Source organism: Luteimonas sp. A611 (assembly GCF_054072715.1).
Genome location: NZ_JBSVRP010000001.1, coordinates 1,745,146 through 1,759,111, shown reverse-complemented (window position 1 = coordinate 1,759,111; position 13,966 = coordinate 1,745,146). Strand labels below are relative to the sequence as shown.

The window sequence follows — 13,966 nt, the reverse complement described above, 5'->3', positions numbered from 1 at the left end:
TAACGTCCGCGGCGGTAGTGAAACGCGTCGCGCATCGAGGATGTGCGCCCTGCCCAGCAAGGAGCTCTCGCATGCGCCTGTCCTGGTTGCTTCCCGTGAGTCTCGCCTTCGCCTTGGCCGGCTGCGATGACGTGATCGTCGACACCACGTCGCGAAAGGACCAGACAGCCGAGGCGGCGCCTCGGCAGACCGCCGTTGCCGTGACTCTGCCAGTGGCCGTCGTACGCGCCAGCTCCAGCACGGCGGAAACCGCCAGCCCTGCTCCGGTGCGTACGCCTGCAGCGGCCACGCCAGCCGCCGTCACCCGCGCCACCGGCGGCAACGGTCCGCGGCGGCGCATCATCGAACCCGATCCACCGTTCCAGAGCACGCCGGTCACCAGCTTCAATGAGCCCTGGGCGATGACCTTCCTGCCCGACGGACGCCTGCTGGTCACCGAGAAGGGTGGCGCACTGCGGCTGCTGAATCCGGGCACCGGCCAGGCTGGCACGATCAGCGGCGTCCCGGCCGTCGCCTATGGCGGGCAGGGCGGGCTGGGCGACGTGATCCTGCATCCGCTGTACGCGGGCAATCGCCGCATCTACCTGAGCTACATCGAGCGCAGCGGATCCATCTATGGCGCGGTGGTGGTGCGCGCGCGGCTCACCCTCGATGGCGCGGGCGGCGGCCACCTGGACAGCATCGAGCGCATCTGGGAGCAGGCGCCGAAGGTGAGCGGCCAGGGCCACTTCAGCCACCGCCTGGCCTTCGACGCGGCCGGCAAGCTATGGATCACTTCAGGCGACCGGCAGAAGTTCGATCCGGCCCAGGACATGTCGACCAATCTGGGCAAGATCATCCGGCTCAACGACGACGGCAGCATCCCGGCCGACAATCCCTTCGCCGGCCAGGGCGGCGTGGCGGCGCAGGTCTGGTCGCTGGGTCATCGCAATCCGCTGGGCATCAGCTTCGATGCCGAGGGCCGTCTGTGGTCGCACGAGATGGGGCCGGAGGGCGGCGACGAACTCAACCTGGTCCTGCGCGGGCTCAACTACGGCTGGCCGCTTGTTTCCAACGGCAGCCACTACGGCGGCGCGCCGATTCCCGACCACGACACCCGGCCCGACCTCGAGGCGCCGAAGACCTGGTGGACGCCGGTGATCGCGCCGGCCGGCATGGTCATCTACTCGGGCAGCCTGTTCCCCACGTTCCGCGGCGATGCCTTCATCGGCGGGCTGGCGTCGCAGGCGCTGGTGCGGGTGCGCTTCAACGGCACCAACGCGGCCGAGTACCGGCGCTATCCGATGGGCCGGCGCATCCGCGAGATCGAACAGGGCCCCGACGGGGCGATCTGGCTGCTGGAGGATGGCGCTGGCGGGCGCCTGCTGAAGCTCACGCCGCCGGGCTGACGCTGGCACAACGGCCCACGGCAGACCTGCCATCTGTCGATCGTATGGCGGGTGGATCGTCGTAGGCGACACCTCCGGATGCCTGCATCGATGAAGCCGATCCTCTACGCACACCCCTTTTCGTCCTATTGCCAGAAGGTGCTGGTCGCGCTGTACGAGAACGACACGCCGTTCGAGTACCGCCATCTCGAAGAGGGCGGGCACATGGAGGAGCTGGCGGCGCACTGGCCGATGAAGCGATTTCCGGTCCTGGTCGATGGCGGGCACACGGTGATCGAGGCCAGCACGATCATCGAACACCTGCAGCTGCATCACCCGGGCCAATGCCAGCTGATCCCGGCCGATCCGGAGGCAGCGCTCGAGGTCCGGATGCTGGACCGGTTCTTCGACAACTACGTGTCCACGCCGCAGCAGAAGTGCGTATTCGACGCGCTGCGGCCGGCAGGTTCGCGCGACCCGCACGGCGTCGCCGTAGCCAAGGCGATGCTCGAGACAGCCTATGCCTGGCTGGAAGCGCATATGGCCGGACGCACGTGGGCGGCCGGGGACCAATTCAGCCTGGCTGACTGCGGGGCTGCGCCGTTCCTGTTCTACGCGCAATGGACACATGCCATCCCGGAAGCACTCACGCAGGTCCACGCGTACCGGCGACGCCTGCTGGCGCGGCCCTCGTTCGCGCGGGCGGTGGACGAGGCGCGGCCGTACCGGAGCTATTTTCCGCTGGGTCGCATCGAGGATTGAACGCTGCCTAGCGGCAGATGCGCGCGCGTCCGCGATCGAAATGGAAATGGTCGGCGTGGGCGGCGTTGTAGTCGGGGCCGAGCACGGCATCGAACCAGTTGCAGGCGCCGTCGCGCAGTTCGCGCAGGAAGGCGGCTTCGGGGTCCTGCTCCGCTTCACCTTCGCCCTCGCCTGGGGCGGTGGTCCAGTCGCCCAGCACACGGATCCGGCGGCCGTCCTCCAGCACGAAGCCGCCGATGTCGAAGGCGTCCGCGGTCGCGTGCTGGCTGCGCCGGCCGCCTTCGCGGCCGTACAGGTTGCGGCAGCTGTAGGAGCCGAAGTGCTCGATCCGCGCGACCGGGCTGCCGAGATGGCGCTGCGCGGCCTGCTGTAGCGCGTGCTGTTCCCACATCGCCAGCGACAGCGCGGCGCGGCAGCTCAGCGCGAACGGTTCGCCCACGGCCACGCTGGTGCGGGAGATGCGGACGGCGTTGTCGAAACCGCAGCCTTCGCCGGTGTTGCGATCCTCAAGGGGCGATGTGGCCAGTTGCGCCTGCGCAAGCGCGTCACTGCAGGCGGCACGATCGGCCGAGGCGCGGTCGAGCTTGAAGCGCGTCAGCATGTTGGGCGGATCATCGATGCGCAGCGGCGCCCATGGATTCCAGCGATCGGGAAAGGGTAGCGCGCCGGACCACAGGGCCCAGCCGGCGAAGGCGAGAAGCAACAGGAACAGCAGCCCGCCGAGCGGACGGCGTCGGGGTTTTTCATCCATTGCATGCATCGTGGCGGCGTGGCACCCAAGCCTGCGTGACGGCGTGGACAGGCATGTCACGCAACTGAACCGCGGCGCCGGCAGTCGCGTATTTTCACCGCGGTTTTGCGCCGTGCCTCCCAGCATGCGCCCTACATGTCACCGACGGAGATTTCGATGAAAGCATTCCACGGTATTGCGATCGCGACGCTCGCCCTGGCGGCCATGCCTTTGGCGCAAGCCCAGACCTACGGACCCCAGGACGAAGGCCGCCGCTTCAATGACGGCAGCCGCGTGGTGTGCGAGGAGGTCGAGGTGCGTCGCGCGGACAGGGATCCCAACAAGATCGCCGGTACGGCGGCGGGAGCGGTGATTGGCGGCGTGCTGGGCAGCCAGATAGGCAGCGGCCGCGGACGCGACCTGGCCACGGTCGGCGGCGCAATCGCCGGTGGTGCGGTTGGTCGGAACGTGCAGGAGAACCGGCAGGAGCAGCGCGGCGACCGAGTGACGGAGCAGCGATGCGAACGGGTACGCCGTTGAGTTGTAGGCCAGAGCCCGGAAGCCATTAGCTCGTAGCCCGTCCCCCGCACTCCCCCGCCCTTGGCCGTCATCCCGGCGAACGCCGGGATCCATGTTTGCGGGTCATGCCCGTCTGCACGGTCATAGATCTGGTGGCAGGTCTTCACGTGCGGCTCGGACCGCCTGCGGGATCGGCAGCGCTCGGTCCCCCAGCAGCCCTTCCACCCTGCTCCCTCCACGCCCGCAGGATCGCCGCTTCCTGTTCCCGGCCTGGTCCCGCTTCAAGCTTGGCCTGCCGGTCCGTCGGCAGGCCGCGAAACCATTCGAGCAGGTCAGCCACCGTCGTTGCCAACGGCCGGAACGTCAGTCCGGCTGCGATCGCGCGCGCATTGCCCACCGAGCCATAGCCGCCGTACTGCGCATGATCGCGTGATACCCAGATCGGGAAGCCCGCCTCCTGCGACTCGAGGAACGCTGCCGGCACGTGGGTGAATGTTGCCGGTCCGCCGGTGACGGCGTGGCAGCCGTGCACCATCGCATCCATGCCCATGACGTAGTCCGGCCCGCAGGCATTGAAGGTGCCGGTAGTGCCGTCCTCCGCCAGGCGGATCATCCATTCGCCCAGGTCGCGACCGTCGATGATCTGCACCGGATCGAGGCCGTCGCCAGGCACCAGTATTTCGCCGCCCTGCGCGATGCGGTGCGGCCAGTAGGTGAAGCGGTCGGTCGCGTGGCGCGGGCCGACGATGTAGCCCGGGCGCACGATGGTCACGCGTGGGCCGAATTGGCGGCGTGCTTCGGCCTCGCTCAGCGCCTTGAGCGGGCCATAGAGGTTGGCCATGTCGGCGAGCAGCGTCCCGCGCGTTTCGGCCATGGCGTCGCGGCCCTGGTACTGCGCCAGCGGCGCATCCTCGGTGATCCCGGGCTTCGAGCCGTCGGCATAGGCCGAAATGGTGGACACGAACAGGTAGTGGCCAACGCGCCCCTTGAGCGCCTGGCCCGCGTCGCGCACCCAGAACGGCAGCGTGGTGGGGTTGTCGATGCACACGTCCCACTCGCGGCCTTCCAGCGCCTTGAGGTCGCCCGTGTTGCGATCACCGTGCAGTTGCTCCACCTCGCCCGGCCACTCAGGCGACGGGCTCCTGCCCCGGTTGAACAGGGTGACCCGATGGCCCCGCGCAAGCGCGTACTGGACCTGGAACGGTCCGGTGAAGCCGGTGCCGCCGAGGATCAATATCCGCAGCGGCTTCGCAGCGCGCGCGATGGGTGCCGTGGACGTGGTCGAGCCGATCGACGGCAGCGCGGTGGCGGCGGCGGCAAGCGCGCCGAGCTTGAACAGGGTGCGGCGGGTGGTGTGCATGGCCGGGTTTCCGCGGGAAGGTTCCGCCGTTCTACCACCGGCAGCCGCCGCGCCGCCCATGGCGGAAGTCGGAGCCGGCCGATTCGCCAGACGCGGCAAACCTGCGCCGGATCCAATGTCGCCCGCTGCGGCTCCCGGGCGGCAGCTGACTCGCCCCATCGTGCGTCCTGCCGCCAGCCCTGGCGATCAGACGGCCGCAGTCACCACGATCTCGACCTTCCACTCTGGCCGGGCCAGCTTGGCTTCCAAGGTTGCGCGCGAGGGTGCGTTGCCCGGCAGCACCCATTCGTCCCAGGCGCGGTTCATGCCGGCGAAGTCGGCGATGTCGGCCAGGTAGATCTGCGCGCGCAGGATCCGCTGCTTGTGGCTGCCAACCTGCGCGAGCAGGGCATCGATCGCCGCCAGCACTTCGCGGGTCTGGGTTTCGATGTCCGCGCCGTCGGTCTCGGGCACCTGGCCGGCGAGATAGACCACGCCGTTGTGGATGCTGGCTTCCGACATGCGCGGGCCGGCGTCGATGCGCTGGATCATGGTGCGGTTCCATCGGGGAAAGGAGCGCCACGATATGCCACCGCCCTTCCGTCGGAAAGCGCCCGGTGCCGCCAATGACGAAGGGGCAGGCCCAAGCCTGCCCCTTCAATGTGCGTCACCAGATGCGGACGCGGTCTTCCGGTGCGATCCACAGCGGATCGCCCTGCTTCACGTCGAAGGCCTCATACCAGGCATCGATGTTGCGCAGCGGCGCAAACGCGCGGATATGCCCCGGCGAGTGCGTGCCGTTGACCAGCTGCTGGCGCAGCGCATCATCGCGCCACAGCGTGCGCCACACCTGCGCCCAGCCCAGGAACAGGCGCTGCTCGCCGGTGAAACCGTCGATCACCGGCGCCGGCTTGCCGTCGAGCGAGCGCCGGTAGGCCTCCAGCGCGATGGTCAGGCCGCCGAGGTCGCCGATGTTCTCGCCCATCGCAACCTTGCTGTTGATGTGCATGCCCGGCAGCTGCGGGAACTCGTAGGCCTCGTACTGCGCGCCCAGCTTCGCCGCCTGCGCCTCGAACTTGGCCGCGTCCTCGGCCGTCCACCAGTCGCGCAGCAGGCCGGCGCCGTCGGACTTGCGGCCCTGGTCGTCGAAGCCGTGGATGATCTCGTGGCCGATCACGCCGCCGATGGCGCCGTAGTTCACCGCCGGATCCGCATCGGGGTCGAAGAACGGCGGCTGCAGGATGCCGGCCGGGAACACGATCTCGTTCTTCACCGAGTTGTAGTAGGCGTTCACCGTCTGCGGGGTCATGCCCCACTCGGCCTTGTCCACCTTCTGGCCAAGGCGTGCGCGGCGGTAGTCCCACTCGAAGCTGCGCGCGCGCAGCGCATTGCCCAGCACGTCGCCGTCGCGCACTTCCAGCGCGCTGTAGTCGCGCCACTCGTCCGGATGGCCGATCTTCAGCCCGAAGCCGGCCAGTTTGGCGCGCGCCTCGGCCTTGGTGTCGGGCGACATCCAGTCCAGCGCATCAAGCCGGGCGCCCATCGCAAGCTTCACGTTGGCGACCAGGTCGTCCATCTTGGCCTTGGCGTCAGGCGGGAAATACAGGGCCACGTAGTCGCGGCCGATCGCCTCGCCCATCGCGCTCTCGACGAAGGACACGCCGCGCTTCCAGCGCTCGCGCTGCTCCGGCTGGCCGGACATGAACTTCTCGCGGAACTCGTAGTGCGCGTTGACGAAGCGAGCCGGCAGCAGCGGCGCCATCGAATCGACCAGCTCGGCCGCCTGCCAGGCCTTGAGGGTGTCGAGGTCGGTTTCGGCGAAGGCCTTGGCCATCTCCGGGATGGCGCTGTCCTGGCGCACGACGGCGAGTTCGGCCTGGCCGACGCCCGACGCCTCGAAGAACGTCGCCCAGGGGAAGCCCGGCGCCTTGCTGGCGAACTCCTTCAGCGGCAGCGGGTTGTAGGTCTTGTCGCGCTCGCGGCTCTGCGCGCGGGTCCAGTGCGCTTCGGCGATCCGGGTTTCGAACGCCAGCACCTTTTCGGCCGCTGTCTTGGAGTCTTCCCATCCAGCAAGTTCAAGGAGTTGCGCGACATAGCTCAGGTAACGCTCGCGCTGCGGAGCGAAGTTGTCGCGCAGGTACATCTCGCGGTCGCCCAGGCCCAGGCCCGACTGCGACAGGTACAGCGTGTAGCGGTCCGGGTTGCGCTGGTCGTCGGAGACCATCAGCCGGTACAGGCCGCCGCCGAAGCCGCGCGAAACGCTGGCGCGCACCAGTGCGTCCTTGTCCGGGGCCTCGCGCAGCTGCGCGATCAGGGGCTGCAGCGGCGCGTCGCCGCGCGCCTCGATCGCGGCCTCGTCCAGGAAGTCCTGGTAGAGCGTGGCGATCTTGCCCGCGTCGTCGCCGCTGGCGGTCTCGGCCTTCGGGTAGCTTTCAAGCAGTCGCCGCACGCGCGCCTCGGACAGGTCGCGCAGCACGCGGAAATTGCCGTAGCTCGACTGGTCCGACGGAATCTGCGTGGTCTTGGCCCACTGCCCGCTGGCGTAGGCGAAGAAGTCCTCGCCCGGGGACACATTGGGGTCCATGCCGGCGGTGTCGACGCCCCAGCTGCCATAGCGCTGCGCCTCGATGGCGCCCTGGTCCGCCGCTCCGCCACCGGGGTCGACCGCGACCAGCGACTGCAGCGTGCAGGCCTCGTCCAGGCAGCCGTGGCTCTCGTGCGCGGCCACCGGGACCGACATGGCCAGTGCCAGCAGCATGGCTGCCGACAGGATGTTCTTCTTCAAGATCGATCTCCAATACTTTGAAAAATAAAGGAACGCGACCTCAGGCCGCGCTGCCCCGGCCCCAAGCATAGCGGCGCACGGCGTGTCCGACCCGGGCCGAATGGCATGGGTCGGGAAGCTCGGGATGCCAATGCCGCGGCCGTTAATCGGATTTGACCCAGGCCATACGGCGATCCGGGCAATGTGACCGTCGATGACGGAATACTCCAACACGCAACGCAACCGTAGCCGAAAGCTGCGGTTCGTCCGGCGCATCCACGGCATGCGCATGCTGGGGACGGCCCTGTGCGCCCTGCCGATCGGCTCGGTGCTGGCCGAGCGCGAAGCGCCGTTGGCCATGTGGATCCTGGTCGGCATCAATGCCCTGCTCTGGCCGCAGATCGCCCACTGGATCAGCATCCGCGCGCGTAATCCGGTCGCCGCGCAGTTCCGCTGCCTGAGCCTGGATTCGGCCTTCTCCGGCATGTGGATCGCTTTCATGGCGGTCAGCGTCGCGCCGACCGCGCTGTTCGTCACCATGGCGACGGCGGACAAGATCGCGGCTGGCGGATGGCGGCTGCTGGGGCGTTCGACGGTCGCGCTGGCCTGCGGATTCCTGCTCACCTGGACCCTGCTCGGGTTTCCTTTCCAGCCGCTGACCTCGCAGCGCACGCTGCTGCTGACCATCCCGTTCCTGTTCGTCTACACCGTGGTGCTGAGCATGGTCACGCACCGCCTTGGCAGCCGCATCGCCGAACAGAAGCGCGAGCTGCAGCGTCTGAACCGCACCGACCCGACCATGCAGCTGCCCAACCGGCCGCACCTGGAGGAGGTGGCGGCCACCGAGCTTGAGCGCTTCCACCGGTTGGGGCGGCCCGCGACGCTGCTGCTCGACGTTGATCGCTTCAAGACGATCAACGACCGCTACGGGCACGGCATGGGCGACGTGGTGCTCAAGCGCATCGCCGCCATCCTGCGGCAGAGCGTGCGTGGCACCGACCTGCCCGCCCGCTACGGCGGCGACGAGTTCGCGGTGTTGCTGGTCGACACGGATACCGCGAAGGCCGGCCAGGTGGCCGAGCGCATCCGCAGCGAGGCGGAGCGGCAGGTGTTCGACGCCGAGCCCGGCCTGCGCTGTTCCCTGAGCATCGGTGTGGCCGCCGCGACCGCGCAAGACGCCAGCCTCGACAGCTGGGTGCGAGCCGCCGACGCCGCGCTGTACCGGGCCAAGGCCGCGGGCCGCAACCGGGTGGTCACGGCCTAGGCAACGGTGAAAACTGTCATTTCGAGCGTAGCGAGAGGCGCTTTACAACAGCGAAGCTGGTCAATCTATGTTACTGAATTTCCGAGATTGACCGGCTTCGCCGTTGTAAAGCTCTTCTCACTGCGTTCGGAATGACAAACAGGCCTTTTCGGCATTGCCCTAGGCGCCTCTCAGCGCCCGTCGGGCCATACCGGTCCGAACTCCACCAGCACCGGGAAGTGGTCCGACACGTGGCGGCCGTCGACCGGTTCGGCCAGGGTGCTTGCGGTCCGCGCCTGCAGGCCGCGCGACAGCACCCAGTCGATACGCGTCCCCGGCGTGCCGCTGAAGCCATGGAAGGTGCCGGCGGGCCCCTCGCGTCGCGGCGCCTGTTCCCAGGCATCGTGCAGTGCGGCGGTGAGCCGGCGATGCACCGCGCTGCCCGGCGTGTCGTTGAAGTCGCCCGCCAGGATGATCGGCCCATCCACGTGCGCGATGCGCTCCAGGATCAGTTCCGCCGCGCGCAGGCGCGCCTGGCCATCCTCCGGCCGGTACGGCAGATGGGTATTGAACAGGTGGAAGCGCAGCCCGTCCGCCCGCCGTTCGAACAGGCCCCAGCTCACCATCCGCGGATAGAGGTGGCCCCAGCTGATGCTGCCGGGCAGCTGCGGCGTGTCCGACAGCCAGAAGTGCCCCGACTCGAGCAGGCGCAGGACGTCGGGCCGGTAGAACACGCCCATGTGTTCGTCCCCATCGCCACCGCGGCGCCCGCGGCCGAACCAGGCGTACTGCGGCAGGCGCGTGGACAGGTCGTCGGCCTGCACGCGCATCAGCTCCTGGGTGGCGATCACGTCGGGGACGGTGGCGTCGATCAGCCGCGCCATCGCATCGCGCCGCAGTGGCCAGTGGTTGACGCCGTCGGATTCCAGCGGCAGGCGCACGTTGAGGGTCATCACGCGCAAGGTGGGCGCGCTGGTCTCGACCGAATGGCAGGCGGCGAGTGCCATCAACAGGCAGGCGATGAGCATGCCGGTGATCGCGGTTCCCGGGTGGGAACGCCGGGACGCATCAGGCCGCATCGGCATCGGCCGCTGCCTCGACGCCGCGCCGGCGCAGCTGCCACGAAGCCAGCAGCACGGCAGGCAATCCGGCCACTGCGCCCGGCCACACGCCCCAGACCAGCGCCGCCGCCAGGCCGAAATACAGCGCGATGCCGCCGACGACGATCCGCCCCATCGCATCGACCGCAGGCACCTCGCGATCGCGGCTGAGCTCGAAGCGCAGCACCGCCGCGATCACCGGCGCCACCATCAGCAGGCACAGCGCGATCCAGCAGGCGCGGCCCAGCCAGAAGCCCGGTTCGCCCGGCAGCCCGGCGTCGATCGGCAGGCCGAGCCGTTCGCCCAGCCACGCCGCCGGCAGTTCGGCCAGCTTGTGCCACAGGTACAGCGGCATGCCGAGCGCGCCGAGCACCGCGATCGCCCGCGCCGGGACGCGTCCGGCCAGCAGGCGCCTGGCCAGCGGCTCGAACAGCAGCACTGCGCCGACCTGCAGCCACATCACGCCGATCAGCGCGAGCGTCGGCGGCAGCATGTTGTTGCCGGCCAGCGCCACGCCCACCATCGCCACCGGATAGCCGCTGGCCATTGCCAGCAGCAGCCAGGCCGCGCCCAGCAGCACGAACGCCGCGCCCGCACCCACGCCGCGGAAGCGGCCGCGCTTCCAGGCGATGCCCAACTGCTGCGGGATCAGCCATACCAGCAGCATGTTCAGCCAGGCGATGCCGGCAGGCCGCTCCGAAACGCGCGCGCCAATGCTGAGCAGCGCGTCGAGCGATGTCACACCCGCCCGCGCCGCGTCGAGCGCGGCGGCGGCGACCACCAGCGCGAGCACCGCAGCAAGGCCGAAGCGCGCATCCAGCTTCAGGCACCAGGGCAGCAGCGCCTGCACCGTGAGCAGCATCAGCAGGAACCACAGGTGGATGGTCAGCGACTGGTCGAACACGCCCAGCAGGCGCCCGCCCGACAGCAGCGCAACCAGCGCCAGCGCGACCAGCACCGCAAGGTAGGTGACCGTTGGCCGCGCCAGCGACAGCGCGCGCGCCGCCCACCAGGTGCCCTGCCCGTTGTCTGCCATCCGCCGTGCGACGCCGTCGGCGCTGACCGCGGCGGAGACAAACACGAACAACGGTACCACCTGCACCAGCCAGGTAAGCATGCCGGCCGCATCCCATGTGGCCAGCAGATGGTCGGTCCCGATCAGGCGCCCATCGACCATGCGCGGCAGCGTGGCCACCCAGTGTCCGAACACCACGACCAGCAGTGCGCCGGCCCGCAGGGCATCGGGATAGGGATCACGCTGCGGCGTGGACATCGGCGCTCCGGCGCGGGGACGGAGCATGGTAGCCCGGGCTGCGGCCTAGAGCGTCTGCGTTACATCCGCGCCGCGGGCGGCCAGGAACTCGGCGGCGCGGCTGCGCTGTTCGCTGCTCAAGGCGTGCACCACGATGGTGGTACGGCCCTGCTCCATCGCATCGTGGGTGGCGTGGATGTAGCGGTCGTGGTCGGGCCGCAGCGAAACCAGCCCGCCGAGCAGCAGCCCCGCGGTGCTGCCGAAGAACAGCAGCGCCAGGATTGCCGCCACCGGCGACTGCACGATGAAGGGCACGCCGCCCCAGTACAGCAATCCGAAAGCGACGAGCCCCAGCACTGCGCCCCAGATGCCGAGCCACATGTGCGCGCGGATGATCGTGTGCCAGATGTTGCCACCCTCGGGTTCGAGCTGGATGTCCACGTCGGTGGAGTCGGCGCTGATCACCTTGACCTGCGGCGGCGCCAGGTCCAGATCCCTGCAGAGCGCAGCCGCAGCTTCTCGCGCGGCACGCTGGCTGTCGAATACGGCGGCCAGCTTGCTGTTGGAGACCTCTCCGGTCAGTGGGATGTCGGACATCGCGCGGGCTCCTTGCTGCCTGCGCGCAGGCTCGCAAATGCGGTGTCGCTCCGACGTGACGCGTGCAAGTATTCGATAGTGCGTGACGCCGTATATCGACCTGGCATCCCCACCAGTTCGACATGGCGGCAGCCTGTCTCATTCGATCGAAGCCGGCTGTCGTTGTCGCGCAACGCAACAGCCTGCCGCGACGCGTCGCGGCAGACCGTGGTCTGGGCCTGCAGGCGCTCCTGCACGATGCCGTGGGAGCGCCCGTGCTGCGACGGACTCTACTGGACGGCGCCCGCAGGCCAGGCGGTGGAATGTGCGCCAGGCAGCGCGTCGCCGGTCCAGCCCAATACCTTGCGCGCTTCGGCGGGGACGGCGGCGGGATTCAGGCCTTCGGGCTGGCGCGACAGTTCGAAGCGGCCCAGGTCGACGCTGCGGAACAGCGAGCCGTGCGGCGACACCAGCGCGACCCCGTTCGCCTCCACGCCCGCCGCTTTCTGGAACGCAGCCAGATTGTCGTAGCGCGCCAGGCAGTCCTTGCCACGTACAGGGCTCCAGGTCACGAGGGGTTCGTCGCTGGGACCGCGCACATAGGCGTTGCCATCGACCCGGGTCGACATCGGCCGGGTCAGGGTGCCGCACATCGCGGCGGGCTGGTCGAAATGCAGCAGCGGCTTGGTGAAGCCGTCCCCGCGAACCAGCAGGTTGCCTTCGAACACATGGCCCTCGCGCTCGTCCACGTCCGGTCCGGTCGCAGGATGCCAGGCGAAATGGTCGGCCGTGGCGCTGCGCTCGTTGCGGTCGAACATCACCGGCGAGTTGTAGAAGGTGTTGTGGTAGACGCGTGCATCGGCGCTGTTGAGGATGCGGATGCCCTGCTCGTTGTTTGCGAACACGTTGCCGGCCACCACCACGCCCCTGGAGATCTCGAAGAAGAAGCCGATCCCCGTGCCTTCGACGTGGTTGTTGGCGAACACGCCTTCCTCGTTGCCCACGTCATACCAGACGCCGTTCGAATGCGGATGCTCGATCACCAGGTTGTCGCGCACCGTGACGCGGTGGGACTGGTTGAATATCTTCACCGCCGCCGGGTAGTAGCCACTGAGTTGCTCGATGTTGTTGCGGCGGACGATGTTGCGCTCCAGCAGCACGTCCGACGAGCCGATCACGTAGATGCCCTCGGTGCCGGTGTCGCTGATCAGCGAGTTGCGGATGGTCAGGCCATCGCCGCGGAAATAGCCGGCCACGCGCGAGGTGAAGCTGATGGTGACGTTGTCGAGGGTGGTGCCCACCACTTCCTTGCCGTGCTGCGACGGGTCGGAGATCCCGACCGGATCATCGGTCGGCTCGTCGTTGGGGCCGGTGGATGGCTTCTTGCCTTCGATGTCGATGGCGCGGAAGGCGTACTGGGTGAAGGTCAGGCCGCGGATGGTCGGACCCTTGCGGTCGGAGTCCTTGCCGTGCACCGGACGCGAGGGCCGATGCAGGGCGATGTCGTGGGCGGTGATCTCGATTTCGTGCTCGGCCGGATCGACGCCAACGTAGACGTAGCCGTGTTCGTAATCGATGTAGTAGCCCGCGTCGCCAAGATCGCCGGCCCAGCCCTGCGAGAGCAGCGGCTTGCCGTCGACGAACACCATGTCGTTGTTGAAGCGGTGCAGCGGCGTGCGCATGCCCTCGCGCTCGATGCGCCACCACGCCAGAGGCTGGGCCGGAAACAGCCGGTCCCACTTCGTGCGCCACACGTTGTCGCGCAGCTCCTCCCACTCGGTGGCGACCCGCGTGCCCTTCAGCACCGGGCGCTCGCCAAGGTAGGGCTGCATGGTGATGCCCTGGTTGAGCTGCAGGCCGCCGGTGCGGTAGGTGCCGCCCCGCAGGACGATGGTGTCGCCGGTGACCACCCGCGCCATTGCCGCTTCGATGGTCGTCGGCTTCTGCAGCGAGGTCCCCGGGGAAGACGCGTCGCCGTCTGGCGCGACATGGTGGATAGTGCCTGCCGTGGGCACCGCGTAGGACTGCGGGATCGGGCCATACGGCCCGCCGGAAGGCTGCGCCGCGGCCGACAGCGGCAGCAGCAGCGCCACGACGGGCACGAACACCGAGAACATGCGAATCGAGAGTGCGCGGAACAGATGACGTGAACGCGCCGGCGGCGCATTGACGGAAAGCGGCATGTGGTTCCTCCCAGAGACAGCCGGACGGCTTGGAACATGCGGCAGGTCCGCCTGCATGTTAGCGCTACCAGAAGGTACCACCCCGAAGCGCTACTGGCGACACATGGACGCAGGATGCGGTTGGTTTCCGC

Annotated in this window: 12 protein-coding genes; 4 read left to right on the top strand and 8 right to left on the bottom strand. The window is 68.7% G+C overall.

What is annotated here, in order from left to right; all coding sequences use genetic code 11:
• Positions 1-71 precede the first annotated feature (71 nt).
• Both ACW5EG_RS07790 and ACW5EG_RS07785 read left to right on the top strand, forming a co-directional pair.
• Positions 72-1,388, top strand: a complete 1,317-nt coding sequence (locus tag ACW5EG_RS07790; RefSeq protein ID WP_457021208.1) for a PQQ-dependent sugar dehydrogenase — start codon at positions 72-74, stop codon at positions 1,386-1,388.
• 90 nt (positions 1,389-1,478) lie between these two features.
• Positions 1,479-2,129: a glutathione S-transferase family protein gene (locus ACW5EG_RS07785; protein ID WP_457021207.1), complete on the top strand. Its 651-nt coding sequence runs from the start codon at positions 1,479-1,481 to the stop codon at positions 2,127-2,129.
• Positions 2,130-2,136: 7 nt separating this feature from the next.
• On the opposite strand, the gene ACW5EG_RS07780 is transcribed toward ACW5EG_RS07785, so the two are convergent.
• The gene (locus ACW5EG_RS07780; RefSeq protein WP_457021206.1) at positions 2,137-2,880 is read right to left on the bottom strand and encodes an extensin-like domain-containing protein; all 744 of its coding nucleotides are present in this window, start codon (positions 2,878-2,880) and stop codon (positions 2,137-2,139) included.
• A 156-nt stretch (positions 2,881-3,036) separates the two neighbouring features.
• Between ACW5EG_RS07780 and ACW5EG_RS07775 the strand changes: the two genes are divergently transcribed.
• Positions 3,037-3,399, top strand: coding sequence for a glycine zipper 2TM domain-containing protein (locus tag ACW5EG_RS07775; protein ID WP_457021205.1), 363 nt, complete (start codon positions 3,037-3,039; stop codon positions 3,397-3,399).
• Positions 3,400-3,541: 142 nt separating this feature from the next.
• Here ACW5EG_RS07775 and ACW5EG_RS07770 read toward each other — a convergent pair whose 3' ends face one another.
• From ACW5EG_RS07770 to ACW5EG_RS07760, 3 genes are all read right to left on the bottom strand, one after another.
• The gene (locus ACW5EG_RS07770) at positions 3,542-4,738 is read right to left on the bottom strand and encodes an NAD-dependent epimerase/dehydratase family protein (RefSeq protein WP_457021204.1); all 1,197 of its coding nucleotides are present in this window, start codon (positions 4,736-4,738) and stop codon (positions 3,542-3,544) included.
• Between the two features lie 186 nt (positions 4,739-4,924).
• Entirely contained in the window at positions 4,925-5,269 is a 345-nt protein-coding gene (locus ACW5EG_RS07765) for a RidA family protein (RefSeq protein ID WP_457018222.1), read from the bottom strand.
• 115 nt (positions 5,270-5,384) lie between these two features.
• On the bottom strand, positions 5,385-7,502 hold the full coding sequence (locus ACW5EG_RS07760; protein WP_457021203.1) for a M13 family metallopeptidase: 2,118 nt from the start codon (positions 7,500-7,502) through the stop codon (positions 5,385-5,387).
• Positions 7,503-7,695: 193 nt separating this feature from the next.
• Here ACW5EG_RS07760 and ACW5EG_RS07755 point away from each other — a divergent pair, with 193 nt between their 5' ends.
• A complete protein-coding gene (locus ACW5EG_RS07755) occupies positions 7,696-8,745 on the top strand; it encodes a diguanylate cyclase (RefSeq protein ID WP_457021202.1) in 1,050 nt (349 codons plus the stop codon).
• A gap of 170 nt (positions 8,746-8,915) precedes the next feature.
• Here ACW5EG_RS07755 and ACW5EG_RS07750 read toward each other — a convergent pair whose 3' ends face one another.
• From ACW5EG_RS07750 to ACW5EG_RS07735, 4 genes are all read right to left on the bottom strand, one after another.
• The gene (locus tag ACW5EG_RS07750; protein WP_457021201.1) at positions 8,916-9,752 is read right to left on the bottom strand and encodes an endonuclease/exonuclease/phosphatase family protein; all 837 of its coding nucleotides are present in this window, start codon (positions 9,750-9,752) and stop codon (positions 8,916-8,918) included.
• 40 nt (positions 9,753-9,792) lie between these two features.
• Complete coding sequence (locus tag ACW5EG_RS07745; RefSeq protein ID WP_457018218.1) at positions 9,793-11,097, bottom strand: acyltransferase family protein; 1,305 nt, start codon at positions 11,095-11,097, stop codon at positions 9,793-9,795.
• Positions 11,098-11,142: 45 nt separating this feature from the next.
• On the bottom strand, positions 11,143-11,673 hold the full coding sequence (locus tag ACW5EG_RS07740; RefSeq protein ID WP_457021200.1) for a hypothetical protein: 531 nt from the start codon (positions 11,671-11,673) through the stop codon (positions 11,143-11,145).
• Between the two features lie 269 nt (positions 11,674-11,942).
• Positions 11,943-13,835: a right-handed parallel beta-helix repeat-containing protein gene (locus ACW5EG_RS07735; RefSeq protein ID WP_457021199.1), complete on the bottom strand. Its 1,893-nt coding sequence runs from the start codon at positions 13,833-13,835 to the stop codon at positions 11,943-11,945.
• Positions 13,836-13,966 lie beyond the last annotated feature (131 nt).

What these genes read in the sequence shown, in the direction of transcription:
- ACW5EG_RS07790 (WP_457021208.1), top strand. Translation starts at nt 72, where the DNA reads ATGCGCCTGTCCTGGTTGCTTCCCGTGAGTCTCGCCTTCGCCTTGGCC.
- ACW5EG_RS07785 (WP_457021207.1), top strand. Translation starts at nt 1,479, where the DNA reads ATGAAGCCGATCCTCTACGCACACCCCTTTTCGTCCTATTGCCAGAAG.
- ACW5EG_RS07780 (WP_457021206.1), bottom strand. Translation starts at nt 2,880, where the DNA reads ATGGATGAAAAACCCCGACGCCGTCCGCTCGGCGGGCTGCTGTTCCTG.
- ACW5EG_RS07775 (WP_457021205.1), top strand. Translation starts at nt 3,037, where the DNA reads ATGAAAGCATTCCACGGTATTGCGATCGCGACGCTCGCCCTGGCGGCC.
- ACW5EG_RS07770 (WP_457021204.1), bottom strand. Translation starts at nt 4,738, where the DNA reads ATGCACACCACCCGCCGCACCCTGTTCAAGCTCGGCGCGCTTGCCGCC.
- ACW5EG_RS07765 (WP_457018222.1), bottom strand. Translation starts at nt 5,269, where the DNA reads ATGATCCAGCGCATCGACGCCGGCCCGCGCATGTCGGAAGCCAGCATC.
- ACW5EG_RS07755 (WP_457021202.1), top strand. Translation starts at nt 7,696, where the DNA reads ATGACGGAATACTCCAACACGCAACGCAACCGTAGCCGAAAGCTGCGG.
- ACW5EG_RS07750 (WP_457021201.1), bottom strand. Translation starts at nt 9,752, where the DNA reads ATGCTCATCGCCTGCCTGTTGATGGCACTCGCCGCCTGCCATTCGGTC.
- ACW5EG_RS07745 (WP_457018218.1), bottom strand. Translation starts at nt 11,097, where the DNA reads ATGTCCACGCCGCAGCGTGATCCCTATCCCGATGCCCTGCGGGCCGGC.
- ACW5EG_RS07740 (WP_457021200.1), bottom strand. Translation starts at nt 11,673, where the DNA reads ATGTCCGACATCCCACTGACCGGAGAGGTCTCCAACAGCAAGCTGGCC.
- ACW5EG_RS07735 (WP_457021199.1), bottom strand. Translation starts at nt 13,835, where the DNA reads ATGCCGCTTTCCGTCAATGCGCCGCCGGCGCGTTCACGTCATCTGTTC.